Here is a 16,054-nt window from a genome sequence, read left to right on the forward strand (position 1 = left end):
ACCCCGGCGCTTTGGAAGTTCAGGGCCGGGGTTCGATGTTAGCTGTGTTTGATGAAGCGGTCGATAGTGTCATCGGGGCGCAGGGTAAGCACCTCGCAGCCATCCTCGGTCACCAGCAGGGTGTGCTCCCACTGGGCGGAGTCGCCGCCATCCTTGGTGGTTACGGTCCAGCCATCCTTCGGATTGACCTTGCAGTGATACTTCTTGCTGTTGACCATGGGCTCGATGGTGAAGCACATGCCCGCTTTCATCTCCAGCTTGCCGCTGTTGCGGTAGTGGAGGATCTGCGGCTCTTCGTGGAACTCGGCACCGATACCGTGACCACAGTAGTCACGCACCACGGAGAAACCGGCCTTCTCGACGATGGGTTGAATGACGGCGCCAATCTCGGTGATGCAGGCACCCGGACGCACCTTCTTGATGGCAGCGTAGAGGCTCTCTTGCGCAACCTTGCAGAGCTGGCGGCGCAGCGGGGTGGTCTCGCCCACGATGAACATGGCCGAGGTATCGCCGTGGTAACCATCCTTGATAACGGTGATATCCAGGTTGATGATGTCGCCATCGCGCAGCTTCTTGTGATTCGGGATACCGTGGCAGATCACATCGTTCACCGAGGTGCAGATGGATTTGGGGAAGCCGTGGTAGTTGAGCGGAGCTGGAACCGCCTGTTGTACGTCGACAATATAGTCGTGGCAGAGGGTGTTCAGTTCGTCAGTGGTGACGCCAGCTTTGACATGGGGCGCAATCATGACCAGCACATCGGCGGCCAATTGGCCGGCAACGCGCATCTTTTCAATCTCTTCCGGTGTCTTGATTTTAATGGACATGGGATCTCTCTTGCGGCCTGCCGCTGGGCCTGCGAGGGCAGACAGGACAGGTAATGAAAAATAGATGCGTTTGCAATCAGGGCAAAATTTTATCCGCAACCCCCGCGTACTTCCAGTGTGATTGTCATCACAACGTCAAATCGGCGTCGCAGCATCCTTTGGCGGGATCCATATTTACATCTGTTTAGGGTGTCGGCCGGTGGTGTCCTGAACAAAGTTATGGTATAAAGCGCGCCGGAATGGGGAACTTGCGTCCCGATTTCATCACCCTTACTTAAACAACACACACACATCGACACATATGCCGGGGTGCCTTAACGGGTCGGTTATATGGGATGTGTGGAGGCCTAACCCCAATACAGAGGTATAAAATGGCTAAAGTTTCTATGCGCGACATGCTGCAAGCCGGCGTTCACTTCGGTCACCAGACTCGTTACTGGAACCCGAAAATGAAATCCTACATCTTCGGTGCCCGCAGCAAAGTTCACATCATCAACCTGGAAAAAACCGTTCCGATGTTTGACGATGCCATGAACTTCATCAGCTCCGTAGCTGCCAAGAAAGGCAAGGTACTGTTCGTAGGTACCAAGCGTGCCGCGTCTGAAGCCGTAAAAGAAGCCGCTGAGCGTTGCGACCAGTTCTATGTTAACCACCGCTGGCTGGGCGGCATGCTGACCAACTGGAAAACCGTTCGTCAGTCCATCAAGCGCCTGAAAGATCTGGAAACCCAGAGCCAAGACGGTACCTTCGACAAGCTGACCAAGAAAGAGGCGCTGATGCGTACTCGCGAAATGGAAAAGCTGGAGAAGAGCCTGGGTGGTATCAAGAACATGGGCGGCCTGCCTGACGTTCTGTTCGTTGTCGATGCCGACCACGAGCACATCGCTATCAAAGAAGCCAACAACCTGGGTATCCCGGTAGTTTCCATCGTTGATACCAACTCCAACCCGGACGGCGTTGATTACGTCATCCCGGGTAACGACGACGCTATCCGTGCTGTTCAGCTGTACCTGAATGCTGCTGCTGACACCGTACTGGAAGCTCGCGCTCAGGACATCGTTGTTCAAGCTGAACAAGATGGCTTCGTTGAAGCTGAGTAATTGATAAGGACTGCAAAGCCCTTATTAACCAAGCTGATGTAATTGGTTAGCAGGGGCCCTTGTGGCCCCTGTTTCTTGTCAATTCAAGACCGAGGATACTGGACATGGCAAACATTTCTGCCGCCCTGGTAAAAGAACTGCGCGAGCGCACCGCCGCTGGCATGATGGATTGCAAAAAAGCACTGGAAGAAGCTGCTGGTGATATCGAGCTGGCAATTGAGAACATGCGCAAATCCGGTCAGGCCAAAGCCGCCAAGAAAGCTGGCCGTATCGCCGCTGAAGGTGTGATCTTCGCCCGTACCGAAGGCAACGTTGCCGTCATGATCGAGCTGAACTGTGAGACTGACTTCGTTTCCAAGGATGCCGGCTTCCTGGCCATGGGTCAGAAGATCGTCGAGATCGCTGCTACCCAGAAGATTGCTGACGTTGACGCGCTGAAAGCCGCTGACTTCGGCAACGGTGAGTCCGTAGAGCTGACCATCACCAACCTGATCGCCAAGATCGGTGAGAACATGAACCTGCGTCGCGTGATGCTGGTTGAAGGTGACAACCTGGGTACCTACGTTCACGGTTCCCGCATTGGTGTTATCACCAAGCTGACTGGCGGTACCGACGAGCTGGCCAAAGATCTGGCCATGCACGTAGCGGCCAACAGCCCGCAGTTCGTCAAGCCGGAAGATGTTTCCGCTGACGTCGTTGCCAAAGAGCGCGAAATCCAGATCGACATCGCCATCAACTCCGGCAAGCCGAAAGAGATCGCCGAGAAGATGGTTGAAGGCCGCATGAAGAAGTTCACCGGTGAGGTTTCCCTGACTGGTCAGCCGTTCGTGAAAGATCCTTCCATGACCGTTGCCGAGCTGCTGAAGAAAGAAGGCGCTGACGTTGTCTCCTTCACCCGTTTCGAAGTGGGCGAAGGCATCGAGAAGCAAGAGACCGATTTCGCTGCTGAAGTTGCAGCTCAAATCGCGGCCGCTCAGAAGGCTTAATCGAACCGGTTTTTCCGTTTCCCCAGACCGCGACTTATGTCGCGGTCTTTATATGACCAGGAATCAGTGACATGAGTACCAATCCCAAACCTGCATACAGACGTGTTCTTCTGAAGTTGAGTGGTGAAGCCCTGCAAGGATCCGAGGGTTTCGGCATTGATCCGGCGGTGCTGGAGCGGATGGCCCAAGAGATCAAAGAACTGGTTGAGTTGGGTGTTCAGGTCGGTCTGGTCATCGGTGGCGGCAACCTGTTCCGTGGTGCCGGTCTTGCCAAGGCGGGCATGAACCGCGTGGTGGGCGACCACATGGGTATGCTGGCAACCGTGATGAACGGTCTGGCCATGCGTGATGCCCTGCATCGTGCTTATGTGAATGCCCGTCTGATGTCTGCCATCTCCCTGCAGGGTGTCTGTGACTCCTACAGCTGGGCCGAGGCAATCAGCCAGCTGCGTGCTGGCAAAGTCGTTATCTTCTCTGCCGGTACCGGCAACCCCTTCTTCACTACCGATTCTGCGGCTTGCCTGCGCGGGATCGAGATCGAAGCTGACGTGGTGCTCAAAGCCACCAAGGTTGATGGTGTATATAACGAAGATCCGGTCAAGAATCCGGATGCCGTGCTGTATCATGAACTGAGTTATGATGAAGTTCTTGAAAAAGAGCTCAAGGTGATGGATCTTGCTGCCTTTACCTTGGCACGTGACCATGATCTGCCGATCCGCGTGTTCAACATGAACAAACCGGGTGCCCTGCGCCGGGTTGTCATGGGTGAACCGGAAGGCACTCTGATCCACCACGTTGGTAAATAAGATAAAAGTGAGCCACCTGGCGCTCTTATCCTATCCATCACGTCAGTAAATAAGATAGACACGGGCCGTGTAGCGGCTCGTTCGCCAAAAGGAAAACCACTGTGATCAACGAGATTAAAAACGACGCCAAGGACCGTATGGGCAAGAGCGTAGAAGCGCTCAAGACTCAAATGTCCAAGATCCGTACCGGCCGTGCTCACCCGAGCCTGCTCGACGGCATCCAGGTTGAGTATTACGGTGCTGCCACTCCGCTGAAACAGTTGGCCAACGTCGTGGCAGAAGATGCTCGCACCCTCTCCATCTCCATTTTTGACCGCTCCATGATCCAGGCGGTAGAGAAGGCGATCCTGACCTCCGATCTGGGCCTGAACCCGTCCAGCAATGGCCAGACCTTGCGTGTGCCGCTGCCGCCGCTGACCGAAGAGCGTCGTCGTGACCTGACCAAGATCGTCCGTGCCGAAGCTGAAAATGCCCGTGTTGCCGTGCGCAACATCCGTCGTGACGCCAACGCTGACCTGAAAGCGCTGCTGAAGGACAAAGAGATCTCCGAAGACGACGACCGTCGCGCCCAGGAAGAGATCCAAAAACTGACCGACTCCTACATCAAGCTGGTCGATGAGGCCCTTGCCGTAAAGGAGAAGGAGCTAATGGAAATCTAACCGTCTGAAAGGTATATTACGAGCGCCGTGTAGTGCCCCTGCACGGCGCTTTTGTCTTTGTGGGAGAATTACATGTCGCTTTTGGCTGCGTTGGGTGATTGTGCCAACTCGTCTTTACCCCGTCACGTCGCCATCATCATGGATGGTAACGGTCGCTGGGCCCAGAACCGAGGCAAGATGCGGGTTTATGGCCACAAGGCGGGCGTCAAGTCAGTGCGCGAGGCCGTTACCTTTGCTGCGCGTGCCAAGATCGAGGCATTGACCCTGTTTGCATTCTCCAGCGAGAACTGGCGCCGCCCGGAAGGGGAGGTCAGTGCCTTGATGGAACTGTTCATCACAGTGCTGGGTCGTGAGGTGCAGAAACTGCACAACAACGGGATCCGGCTCAAGGTGATTGGCGATACTGCTCGCTTTAGTGAGCGGTTGCAGGCCAAAATCGCCAAGGCGGAAGCCTTGACCGCCAATAACAAGGGGTTGACCCTGAACATTGCGGCCAACTATGGCGGCCAGTGGGATATCGCCCAGGCGGCCCGCAAGCTGGCTAAAGCAGTGGCGGCCGGTGAACTGGCCGCTGACGACATTGATGAATCCATGTTGACCCGCGAGGTTTGCATGGCCGATCTGCCACCCGTGGACCTGTTGATCCGCACCGGTGGCGATCATCGCATCAGCAACTTTGTGTTATGGCAGCTCGCCTATGCCGAGCTCTATTTTACCCCGGTATTGTGGCCCGATTTCAACGAGGCCGAGTTCAGTGAGGCGGTTGCCTCTTTCGTTGCCCGCGAGCGTCGCTTCGGTTGCACGGGTGAACAGATACGGGAATTGATCGCCGAGCAGCAGACCGGCTAAACCCCGCTCCCAAGAGAGAGGTTTCTTTTGCTAAAACAACGAATTATTACTGCTTTGATGTTGATCCCCCTGGTGTTGGGGGCGCTCTTCTTTCTGCCATTGAAATTTTTTGCCCTGTTGGCTGCGCTGGTGTTTTTGTTGGCCAGTCGCGAATGGAGCGGGTTTGTCTCTGCTGCTCCGCAGCAATGGTTACCCATCGTATTTTGTCTGTTGCTCGGTGCCAGCCTCTTTTGGCTGCCGGTGGAGCAACTCTGGACGCCCCACCTGCACCCCCTCGTGATGGGCGTGCTCTGGACAGCGGTAAGCTGGTGGCTGCTGGGTCTGCTGCTGGTGCTGCGCTATCCCCAAAGCGCCAAGCTGTGGAAAGAGTCTATCTGGCTCAAGTCGCTGTTTGGTCTGGTGACCCTGGTTCCCTTCTTCTGGTCGCTGGTCGCCATCCGTGGTTACAACTTTTACCATGACCCCATGATGGGCGCCTGGATCCTGTTGTTCGTGATGGGACTGGTCTGGGCGGCAGATTCTGGCGCGTATTTTTTCGGCAAGGCGTTCGGTAAGCACAAGCTGGCACCGGCTGTGAGTCCGGGCAAAACCATCGAAGGGATGTGCGGCGGCCTCTTTACCGCCAGCCTGCTGGCCATCGGTGTCACCTGGTCGATGGGATTTGTTCCTGCCAAGATGATCACCGTGCTGTTTTGCTCTCTGTTGGCGGTGCTTGCTTCTGTGCTCGGTGATCTGACCGAGAGCATGTTCAAGCGCGAGGCGGGCATCAAGGACTCCGGCACCCTGTTGCCGGGTCATGGCGGCATTCTCGACCGGATTGACAGCCTGACCGCCGCCCTGCCGGTGTTTCTGCTCAGTTATCTGCTACTCAGTCAGGAGTTTTGATGCACAAGTCACTGGTTATTCTGGGAGCCTCCGGCTCCATTGGTCAGAGTACCTTGAAAGTGCTGCGCCATAACCCGGGCAGTTGGCAAGTGTTGGCGTTGACCGCCGCCCGCAACGTGGATGCCATGTTGCGGGACTGCCTCGAATTCTCCCCCCGTTTTGCCGTGATGGTCGATGAGGATGCAGCCCGTGAACTGGCTGCCCGTCTGAAAGCGCACGGCAGTGCTACCAGGGTCATGTCTGGTGCAGCAGCCCTCTGCGATGTGGCCGCTCACCCCGACACCCATAGCGTGATGGCCGCCATTGTGGGGGCAGCCGGTCTGGCCCCGACCATGGCCGCGGTACGTGCCGGCAAGCGTATTTTGCTGGCCAACAAGGAGGCGCTGGTGATGTCCGGTGCTTTCTTCATGGAGGCCGTGCGCGAACATGGCGCCGAGCTGCTGCCCATCGACAGCGAACACAATGCTATCTTCCAGTGTCTGCCGACCGCCGTGCAGCGCCAGCCCGGTTTTTGCGATCTGGCGGCGGCGGGGATCAGCAAGATTTTGCTGACCGGTTCTGGCGGCCCGTTCCGTTACACCGAGATCAGCGAGCTGGCGAAGGTGACGCCGGCGCAGGCCATCGCTCATCCCAACTGGTCGATGGGGGCCAAGATTTCGGTCGACTCCGCCACCATGATCAACAAGGGGCTGGAGTACATCGAGGCGCGCTGGCTGTTCAATGCGGCGCCCGAGCAGATCCAGGTGGTGATCCACCCGCAGTCGGTGATCCACTCCATGGTGCAGTACAAGGATGGCTCCGTGCTGGCCCAGCTTGGCAACCCGGATATGTGTACCCCCATCGCCCATGCGCTGGCTTATCCCAATCGCATCCCCTCCAGTGTGGAACCTTTGGATTTCTTCAGTGTCGGAGAGTTCAGCTTTATCCGGCCTGATTATGATCGCTACCCCTGTCTGGCGCTGGCCATTAATGCCTGCCAGAAGGGACAAGCGGCGACTACTGCGCTCAATGCGGCCAACGAGGAGGCGGTTGCTGCCTTCCTGGCCGGGCGCATCGGCTTTATGGATATTGCCCGGATCAACGAGGCAGTGATGCTGGAGCTGGAGAGCTGCGCCGTCGGCTCGCTCGATGATCTGTTTGCCCTGGACGGTGCGGCAAGAGCCCGTGCTCACACTTTGATTGAGGAGCTTGGCTGATGGGCGGTGTGTTGTGGAATATCGGTGCCTTTGTTGTTGCGCTGGGCCTGCTGGTCGCGGTGCACGAGTTTGGTCACTTCTGGGTGGCCCGTCGTTGTGGCGTCAAAGTTGAGCGCTTCTCCATCGGTTTTGGCAAGGCGATCTGGCGCCGGATGGGTAAGGATGGCACCGAATATGTGCTGGCGCTGATCCCGCTCGGTGGTTACGTCAAGATGCTCGATGGCCGGGTCGATGAACTCAAGCCCGGTGACGAGCAGTATGCCTTCAACCACAAGAGTGTCTGGGCGCGGATGGCGATTGTCGCCGCAGGTCCCATGGCCAACTTCGTCTTTGCCCTGTTTGCCCTCTGGCTGATGTTTATCATCGGGGTGCCGAGCGTCAAGCCGGTGATCGGTGAAGTGCGCCCGGCATCCATCGTTGCCGAGGCGGGTGTGCTACCGGGGATGGAGATTGTCGGGGTCGGTGATGAGCAGACCGGTGACTGGGAGAGCGTCACTTACGCCCTTATCAGTCATCTGGGTGATGATGCAGTGACTCTCAAGGTGCAGGCACCCAATACCAGCTATGCCACCGATAAAACCTTGTCGCTGACCGGCTGGACCTTCGATCCGGATAAAGAGTCGCCCATTGGCAGCTTGGGGATCGTCCCCCTGAGTGGCAAAGTGCTGCCCGTCGTGGCTGCAGTGGTGGCCAAGAGTGCCAGTGAAAAGGCGGGGCTACAGGTCGGTGACCGTATCAAACAGGTCGGCGATCAGCCTATTACCGCGTGGGCCCAGTTTGTCGAACTGGTGCAGCAGGCACCGGGTGAACCCCTGCAAGTGGTGGTTGAGCGCAACAACAGTGATCTCAACGTGACCCTGACCCCGGATAGCCGCAAAGTGCAGGGCAAGCTGGTAGGATTCGTCGGTCTCTCGCCGCAACTCGTTCCATTACCGGATGAATATCGAATTCTGTTACAGTATGGGCCTTTGCAGGCGCTGTGGCATGGCGCGGACAAGACCTGGAGCCTGATCACGCTCACCTTTGACATGATTGGCAAGTTGATCGGTGGCATCGTGTCGCTGGACAACCTGAGCGGCCCCATCTCCATTGCCAAGGGCGCCGGCAGCAGTGCCGACTATGGTCTGGTCTATTTCTTGAGTTTTCTGGCGCTGATCAGCGTCAACCTGGGAATTATCAATCTGTTCCCCCTGCCGGTGCTCGATGGTGGCCATCTGGTCTATTTCCTGATCGAAGCGGTCACCGGCAAGCCGGTATCAGAGAAAATACAGGAAGTGGGTTTCAGGATCGGCGCCGCCATTCTGATGTTATTGATGGGCATTGCGCTGTTTAACGATTTCGCTCGCCTCTGAGGCCAGAGCATCAACAAGGACACATAAGAACAAAATGGCTGTTAAAAAAGCATTGGTGTTGAGTTGCCTGCTGGGTGCCAGTTTCCTGGCCCAGGCGGCCCCTGCCTCTTTTGTGGTGCAAGATATCCAGGTCGAAGGTCTGCAACGGGTGACCCTGGGTGCCGCACTGTTGAACCTGCCGATCCGGGTCGGTGATACCGTCGACTCCGTGGCTCTGGCCAGCGCCATCAAAAAGCTCTATGCCTCGGGTAACTTCGAGGATGTGAAGGTTTACCGTGACGGCCAGGTGCTGCAGGTGATGGTCAAGGAGCGTCCGACTATCTCCAGCATCGAGTTTGCCGGCAACAAGGATATCAAAGAGGAGCAACTGACCCAGAGTCTGGAGTCCTCCGGTATCCGTGTGGGTGATCCGCTGGATCGCACCGTACTCACTTCCCTCGAGAAGGGACTGGAAGATTTCTACTATGGCGTGGGTAAATACTCCGCCAAGGTCAAGGCCGTCGTCACCCCGTTGCCGCGCAACCGGGTCGACCTCAAGTTCACCTTCGTGGAAGGGGAAGCGGCCAAGATCCAGCAGATCAACATCGTCGGCAACAGCGTCTTCCCTGAAGAGAAGCTGATTGCCCAGCTCTCCCTGCGCGACGAAGTGCCCTGGTGGAACTTCACCGCCGATCAGCGCTATCAGAAGCAGAAACTGGCCGGTGATATCGAGACCCTGCGCTCCTACTACATGGACCGCGGCTATATCCGCTTCCAGCAGGAGTCTACCCAGGTCTCCATGACCCCCGACAAGAAGGGCGTCTACGTCACCCTCAACATCAAGGAAGGGGATCAGTACAAGGTCTCCGGCGTCCAGCTCAAGGGTGACCTGATCGATCGCGGTGGCGAGATGAAGGGATTGATCCCGATTGCTGCTGGCAGCACCTACTCCGCCAGTCAGGTGACTCATACCGAAGAGGTGCTCTCCAAGTTCCTCGGCCGTTATGGCTACGCCTATCCGAAAGTGGTCACTTTCCCGCAGGTCAATGACAAGACCAAGGAAGTCGAGCTGATCGTCAACGTTGAGCCGGGTCCGCGCGTCTATGTGCGCAATATCAACTTCAGCGGTAACGCCACTACCGAAGATCAGGTGCTGCGTCGCGAGATGCGCCAGATGGAGGGCACCTGGCTCTCATCCGACAACATCGAGCAGTCCAAGAGCCGTCTCAACCGCCTTGGCTACTTCGAGAGCGTCGAAGTGGACACCAAGCGGGTGCCGGGCAACGATGACTTGGTTGACCTCGACTTCAAGGTTAAGGAGCAGCCAGCAGGCTCCATCAACGCAGGTATCGGTTACGGTACCGAATCGGGTCTGAGCCTGCAGGCGGGGATTTCCCAGGACAACTTTATGGGTACCGGTAAAAAGGTCTCCATCAACGCCAGCACCAACGACTACTCCAAGAACGTTGACCTGAGCTACAACGACCCCTACTTCACCGTGGATGGTGTCAGCCTGGGTGGTCGGGTCTACTACAACCAGTTCCGCGCCGATGATGCCGATATCGTTGATTACGAGAACGAAACCATCGGTTTCCGTCTCTCCAGCGGCTTCCCGGTCAACGAGTTCAACCGTCTCGATTTCAGTACCGGTATCGAGAGCACCAAGCTGAGTCGTCCGTCATTCAATGCTCAAAATTATGAACAGTGCTTGAAAGATAATGAGAGTAATCCTGACTACTGCTGGGATCAGTGGAACGACAATCGCCAGTCGGTGCAGATGGATCAGTTCTGGAATGCTTACTCACAGGATGGTTCCAACCTCGATTTCGTGACCGTCGATGTCACCGCTGGCTGGACCCGCTCTACCCTGAACAAGGGGATGTTCCCGACCGCCGGTGATCGTCAGCGTATCAACGCCAAGGTGACCGTACCGGGCATGGAGCTGCAGTACTACAAGCTCTCTGCCGAAGATGCCCACTACTTCCCGCTCGATGCGGATCACAGCTGGGTGATGATCGGCAAGGGTCGTGTCTCCTACGGTAACGGCTATGGCGACGACGCCATGCTGCCGTTCTTCGAGAACTACTATGCTGGCGGTTTCGATACAGTACGCGGCTTCAAGAGCAATACCATTGGTCCCAAGGCAATCTATAAGGTTTACGACAAGCCCACACCTGGCAATTCACCAGTTTGTCGGCCAGACCCAGCTAACCCATCTGGCTGTCTGTACGAAGGCTCCGACACCTCGGTGGGTGGTAACGCTCTGGCCGTCGCCTCACTGGAGCTGGTCTTCCCGACCCCGTTCGTTTCCGAGACCTATCGTCCGCAGATCCGTTCCACCGTCTTTATGGATGCAGGTACCGTCTGGAGCACTGATTTTGCCAACGGAGCATATCCTTGCGCCGCCGGTTCTGATTGCAACTATCTGAGCCAGGACTACTCCAACCCGGGCAATATCCGGGTCTCTGCCGGTGTTTCCCTGCAGTGGCTCTCGCCGATGGGCCCGCTGGTGTTTGCCTTGGCCAAGCCGATCAAGAAATATGAAGGGGATCGCACCGAGTTCTTCTCCTTCAACATCGGTCGTACTTTCTAAGCAGAGTTTCGCCCCCACCCATGAGGTGGGGGTCTTCAATGATGGGACGCGCGGTATGCGTGCCTCACCAGGTAACAAGACGGTCCTAACGCCGCTTGCATAATCGGGTAAATCAGGTAGCCCTCGCCATGAGGGAACAAGGAGTAAGTGTGAATAAAGCGTTGAAAGTAGCTGGTTTGAGCTTTGCACTGATGGCTGCCGGCATGGGTTCTGCCTTCGCTGAGACCAAGATCGCCGTGGTGGATATGGGCGAAGTCTTCCAAAAGCTGCCCCAGCGTGAAGCCGTTGCAGCCAAGCTGAAAGGTGAATTCGAGCCGCGTATGCGTGAGCTGCAGAAGCTGGAACAGGAAGGCCAGAAGCTGGTCGAGAAGTTCCGCAAGGATGAAGCCTTCATGAGCGCCGAGCAGAAGAAGCAGAATCAGGAGAAGCTGGCCAAGCTGCAGATGGAGTTCAACCAGAAGCGTCAAGCCTTTGAGCAGGACAACGGTCGCCGTCAGTCCGAAGAGCGCAACAAGATCCTGACCAAGGTGCAGGCTGCCATCGATTCCATCGCCAAGAGCAATGGTTACGATCTGGTGCTGGAGCGCAATGCCGCCCCGTATGCCGCCAGCAAGCTGGACATCTCCGGCCAGGTTATTTCTCAGGTAAGCAAGAGCAACTAATTGATGGCATTCACTCTCGCACAGCTGGCCCAGCAACTGGGGGCCCAGGTCCATGGCGACGGAACCCTGGAAATCCGCAAGGTAGCGACACTGGAAAAGGCCGGGGAGGGGGATATTACCTTCCTGTCCAACAAAAAGTACCGGCACTATCTGGAGCAGAGCAAGGCGACCGCCGTGCTCATTACAGAAGCGGATCTGCCATTTTGTCCCACCAATGCCCTGGTGCTCAAAGACCCCTATGTGGGCTTTGCCCGGGTAGCCCAACTGCTGGACACCACCCCGCAGCCGGCCACGGATATTCATCCGAGCGCCGTTATCGCGGCTGACGTGCAACTGGGCGAGAGAGTGGCCATCGGCGCCAATGCAGTGATCGAATCCGGCGTCGTGCTGGGTGACGATGTACGCATTGGCCCGGGCTGTTTTGTTGGCAAGAACACCCGGCTGGGAGCTCGCTCCCGGCTGTGGGCCAACGTCACCCTCTATCACAATGTGACCATGGGCACCGACTGTCTGGTTCAATCCGGCACAGTGATCGGGGCCGATGGTTTCGGTTATGCCAACGAACGTGGCGAGTGGATCAAGATCCCCCAGCTCGGCGGCGTGACCATTGGCAACCGGGTCGAGATCGGTGCCTGTACCACCATTGACCGCGGTGCGCTGGAAGATACCCGCATCGCTGACAACGTCATCATCGACAACCAGTGCCAGATCGCCCACAACGTGGAGATCGGTTACGGTACCGCCGTGGCGGGCTCTACCGTGATGGCTGGTAGTCTCAAGGTCGGCAAATACTGTATCATTGGCGGCGCTTCCGTCTTTAACGGGCATATGGAGATCTGCGACCAGGCCACCGTTACCGGTATGGCCATGGTGATGCGACCCATTACCGAGCCCGGTGTCTACTCTTCCGGCATCCCTCTGCAAACCAATAAAGAGTGGCGCAAGACCGCCGCCCGGGTGATGCGTATCGAAGAGATGCACAAGCGGTTAAGCAAGCTTGAGAAGAAGCTGGATCAAGAATAATCACGATTGGTATAGGGTACTGTTTTGACTACTGAAAAGAAGAGCCTGGGTATCCAGGAAATCATGGATCTGCTGCCCCACCGTTATCCGTTTCTGATGGTGGATCGTGTAGACGACTACGAGATCAGCGATGAGCGCAAAACTCTGCGCGCCATCAAGAACGTCTCGTTCAACGAGCCGATCTTCCAGGGGCACTTCCCGGCCAAGCCGGTGTTTCCTGGCGTACTGATCCTGGAAGCGATGGCACAGGCCACCGGTATCCTGGCCTTTACCATGGTGGGCAAGCCGTCTCCCAACGAACTCTACTATTTTGCCTCAATCGACAACGCTCGCTTCAAGCGCCCGGTCGGCCCCGGTGACCAACTGGTGCTGGACGTGGAGTTCCTGAAAGAGCGTCGCGGTATTGCCAAGTTCACCGGTGTCGCCACCGTCGACGGTGAAGTGGTCTGTACCGCCGAGCTGATGTGCGCCAAACGCGAGGTTTAACACACGTGATCGACCAGACTGCCATCATTCACGATACTGCCATCGTCCATGAGTCTGCCGTGATCGGTAAAGGGGTTGAAATCGGCCCCTTTTCTGTCATCGGCGCCGAGGTGGAAATCGGTGACAACACCTGGGTAGGTTCCCATGTGGTGATCAAGGGCCCGACCAAGATTGGTCGTGGCAACAAGATCTTCCAGCACACCTCCATCGGTGAGGATTGCCAGGACAAGAAGTACGCCGGTGAGCGCACCTTCCTCGAGATTGGCGACAACAACGTCATTCGCGAGAACTGCACCTTCCACCGCGGCACCATTCAGGATCAATCCCTGACCAAGGTGGGCAGTGGCAACCTGTTCATGGTCAACGTTCACGTTGCCCACGACTGCATCATCGGTGACAACTGCATCTTCGCCAACAACGCGACCCTGGCGGGCCACGTGGTGATCGGTGACTTCGTGATCTTTGGTGGTCTCTCCGCCATTCACCAGTTCGGTCGCGTCGGTTCCCACGCCTTCGTCGGTGGCTGCGCCGCCCTGAACAAGGACGTGCCGCCTTACGTGATGGCCGCCGGCAACTACGCCAAGCCATTCGGGGTCAACTCCGAAGGTCTGCGTCGCCGCGGTTTCAGCGCCGAGGCCATCTCTGCCGTCAAGCGTGCCTACAAAGAGATCTTCCGTTCCGGCAAGACCATCGAAGAGGTGCTGCCGGTGCTGATCGAGATGGCGCAAGCCGAACCGGCCGTCCAGCTCTATGTGGACTTCCTCAAAGATAACGAGCGCGGGATCATCCGTGCCTGATCCGGTTCGTATCGGTATCGTCGCCGGAGAGGTCTCCGGCGACATTCTGGCTGCCGGTCTGGTGCGCGAGCTGCAGGCCCGCTACCCGGATGCGCAGTTCGAAGGGATCGCCGGGCCGCGGATGCAGGCCCTCGGCGTCAAGGCCCTGTTCGAGATGGAAGAGCTCTCCGTCATGGGGATCACCGAGGTGCTTGGCCGTCTGCCGCGCATCCTCAAGGTTCGTCGCGAACTGCTGCGCCACTTTATTACCAATCCGCCCGATATCTTCATCGGCGTGGATGCACCGGATTTCAATATCGGAGTGGAGCTGAAACTGCGCCGCGCCGGTATCAAGACGGTTCACTATGTCAGCCCCTCGGTGTGGGCCTGGCGTCAGAACCGCATTCACAAGATCAAGGCCGCTACCGACATGGTGCTCGCCTTCCTGCCGTTCGAGAAAGCCTTCTACGACCGCTTCGACGCCCCTTGCCGTTTTGTCGGTCACACCATGGCGGATGACATTCCGCTGGTGCCGGATCAGGCCGCCGTACGTCGCAATCTCGGTATCGATGCCAATCGCCGCTGGCTGGCGGTGCTGCCGGGCAGCCGCACCGCAGAAGTGGGCTTTATGTCCCCCCTGTTTCTCGAGGCGTGCAAACACCTGACGGTGCGCTATCCGGATCTCGGCTTCATTGTGCCGCTGGTCAACCAGAAACGGCGCGAGCAGTTTATGACCATCAAGGCCGAGGTAGCGCCGGGTCTCGACATGGTGCTGCTGGAAGGGCAGGGCCGCGAGGCGATGATCGCCGCCGACGTGGTGATGTTGGCCTCCGGTACCGCGGCGCTTGAAGCCATGCTGGTGAAAAAGCCGATGGTGGTGGGTTACAAGCTCAAGCCCTTCAGCTATTGGCTGGCCCAGCGACTGGTAAAGACCGAATTTGTCTCTCTGCCCAACCTGCTCGCCGGTCGCATGCTGGTGCCGGAACTGATCCAGCACGAGTGCACCCCGGAGAATCTGGTGGAAGAGGTGAGCAAGTACTTCGAGCACGACAACAGTGCGCTGGTCAACACCTTCACCGAGCTGCACCAGCTGATCCGCTGCAATGCCGACTCGCAGGCTGCCGATGCGGTGGCGGATCTGCTCGGCAGATAACGCTATTTCGGACCGTCGATTGCGCCGAGCAGCCCGTTAATCCGTTTTCCGAGCGGTGATGCCGCGCCAGTCGACCCCTGTCAGGCCCCACGGGGCCTGTTTTGATTCAAGGCTACAAGATGATGATCGATATTCCTGACGACAAGCTGGTTGCCGGTGTGGACGAAGTGGGTCGTGGCCCCCTGGTGGGTGACGTGGTCACCGCTGCGGTCATTCTCGACCCCGCCAATCCGATCGCGGGGCTCAACGACTCCAAGAAGCTCTCCGAGAAGAAGCGGCTGGCGCTGTTTGACGAGATCAAAGAGAAGGCGCTCGCCTGGGCCATCGGTCGCGCCACTCCGGAGGAGATCGACGAGCTCAACATCCTGCATGCCACCATGCTGGCGATGCAGCGCGCCGTGGCGGGGTTGAAGGTCACCCCCGAGCTGGTCTTTATCGATGGCAACCGCTGTCCGGCGCTGCCGATGGAAGCGCGCGCCGTGGTCAAGGGCGATAGCCTGGTGGCCGCCATCAGCGCCGCCTCGATCCTCGCCAAGGTGACCCGCGATGCGGAGATGACCGAGCTGGACAGCCGTCATCCCGAGTATGGTTTTGCCCGCCACAAGGGCTATCCGACTGCGGAGCATCTCGCCATGCTGGCCGAGCGCGGCCCGTTGCCCGAATATCGCAAGAGCTTCAAACCGGTGCGCCGCGCACTGGGGATCGAGTAGACCATGCCATTT

At 57.6% G+C, this 16,054-nt stretch carries 16 protein-coding genes; 15 read left to right on the forward strand and 1 reads right to left on the reverse strand.

The features are described from left to right. Window positions 1-38: 38 nt before the first annotated feature. Window positions 39-827: a type I methionyl aminopeptidase gene (gene map / locus I6L46_RS01395; protein ID WP_216977197.1), complete on the reverse strand. Its 789-nt coding sequence runs from the start codon at window positions 825-827 to the stop codon at window positions 39-41. A gap of 371 nt (window positions 828-1,198) precedes the next feature. On the opposite strand from map, the gene rpsB reads away from it, so the two are divergent. From rpsB to rnhB, 15 genes are all read left to right on the forward strand, one after another. Further along, the gene (gene rpsB / locus I6L46_RS01400; protein WP_005303470.1) at window positions 1,199-1,927 is read left to right on the forward strand and encodes a 30S ribosomal protein S2; all 729 of its coding nucleotides are present in this window, start codon (window positions 1,199-1,201) and stop codon (window positions 1,925-1,927) included. Window positions 1,928-2,031: 104 nt separating this feature from the next. Beyond that, entirely contained in the window at window positions 2,032-2,913 is an 882-nt protein-coding gene (gene tsf, locus I6L46_RS01405) for a translation elongation factor Ts (protein WP_041208076.1), read from the forward strand. 71 nt (window positions 2,914-2,984) lie between these two features. Beyond that, complete coding sequence (gene pyrH / locus I6L46_RS01410) at window positions 2,985-3,719, forward strand: UMP kinase (RefSeq protein WP_005338577.1); 735 nt, start codon at window positions 2,985-2,987, stop codon at window positions 3,717-3,719. Window positions 3,720-3,820: 101 nt separating this feature from the next. Next, complete coding sequence (frr, locus tag I6L46_RS01415) at window positions 3,821-4,378, forward strand: ribosome recycling factor (RefSeq protein ID WP_005338576.1); 558 nt, start codon at window positions 3,821-3,823, stop codon at window positions 4,376-4,378. 72 nt (window positions 4,379-4,450) lie between these two features. Beyond that, window positions 4,451-5,227: a polyprenyl diphosphate synthase gene (gene uppS, locus I6L46_RS01420; protein WP_005338574.1), complete on the forward strand. Its 777-nt coding sequence runs from the start codon at window positions 4,451-4,453 to the stop codon at window positions 5,225-5,227. A gap of 27 nt (window positions 5,228-5,254) precedes the next feature. Next, window positions 5,255-6,112, forward strand: coding sequence for a phosphatidate cytidylyltransferase (locus tag I6L46_RS01425; protein ID WP_026034918.1), 858 nt, complete (start codon window positions 5,255-5,257; stop codon window positions 6,110-6,112). After that, complete coding sequence (gene ispC / locus I6L46_RS01430; protein WP_216977198.1) at window positions 6,112-7,308, forward strand: 1-deoxy-D-xylulose-5-phosphate reductoisomerase; 1,197 nt, start codon at window positions 6,112-6,114, stop codon at window positions 7,306-7,308. Before I6L46_RS01425 ends, ispC begins: the two co-directional genes overlap by 1 nt. Continuing rightward, window positions 7,308-8,660, forward strand: a complete 1,353-nt coding sequence (gene rseP / locus I6L46_RS01435) for a sigma E protease regulator RseP (RefSeq protein WP_005338567.1) — start codon at window positions 7,308-7,310, stop codon at window positions 8,658-8,660. Before ispC ends, rseP begins: the two co-directional genes overlap by 1 nt. 34 nt (window positions 8,661-8,694) lie before the next feature. Further along, window positions 8,695-11,232: an outer membrane protein assembly factor BamA gene (gene bamA / locus I6L46_RS01440; RefSeq protein WP_216977199.1), complete on the forward strand. Its 2,538-nt coding sequence runs from the start codon at window positions 8,695-8,697 to the stop codon at window positions 11,230-11,232. A 149-nt stretch (window positions 11,233-11,381) separates the two neighbouring features. Next, window positions 11,382-11,894, forward strand: coding sequence for an OmpH family outer membrane protein (locus I6L46_RS01445; RefSeq protein WP_005338563.1), 513 nt, complete (start codon window positions 11,382-11,384; stop codon window positions 11,892-11,894). 3 nt (window positions 11,895-11,897) lie between these two features. Continuing rightward, the gene (lpxD, locus tag I6L46_RS01450; RefSeq protein WP_005338561.1) at window positions 11,898-12,917 is read left to right on the forward strand and encodes a UDP-3-O-(3-hydroxymyristoyl)glucosamine N-acyltransferase; all 1,020 of its coding nucleotides are present in this window, start codon (window positions 11,898-11,900) and stop codon (window positions 12,915-12,917) included. Between the two features lie 24 nt (window positions 12,918-12,941). Continuing rightward, window positions 12,942-13,403, forward strand: coding sequence for a 3-hydroxyacyl-ACP dehydratase FabZ (fabZ, locus tag I6L46_RS01455; protein WP_005338559.1), 462 nt, complete (start codon window positions 12,942-12,944; stop codon window positions 13,401-13,403). Between the two features lie 5 nt (window positions 13,404-13,408). Beyond that, window positions 13,409-14,200 (forward strand): acyl-ACP--UDP-N-acetylglucosamine O-acyltransferase, encoded by a 792-nt coding sequence (gene lpxA / locus I6L46_RS01460; RefSeq protein WP_005338557.1) that lies wholly within the window; start codon window positions 13,409-13,411, stop codon window positions 14,198-14,200. Continuing rightward, window positions 14,193-15,332, forward strand: a complete 1,140-nt coding sequence (gene lpxB, locus I6L46_RS01465) for a lipid-A-disaccharide synthase (RefSeq protein ID WP_216977200.1) — start codon at window positions 14,193-14,195, stop codon at window positions 15,330-15,332. Before lpxA ends, lpxB begins: the two co-directional genes overlap by 8 nt. Before the next feature lie 119 nt (window positions 15,333-15,451). Beyond that, window positions 15,452-16,042: a ribonuclease HII gene (gene rnhB, locus I6L46_RS01470; RefSeq protein WP_216977201.1), complete on the forward strand. Its 591-nt coding sequence runs from the start codon at window positions 15,452-15,454 to the stop codon at window positions 16,040-16,042. Window positions 16,043-16,054 lie beyond the last annotated feature (12 nt).

Source organism: Aeromonas sp. FDAARGOS 1416 (assembly GCF_019048085.1).
GTDB lineage: Bacteria > Pseudomonadota > Gammaproteobacteria > Enterobacterales > Aeromonadaceae > Aeromonas > Aeromonas veronii.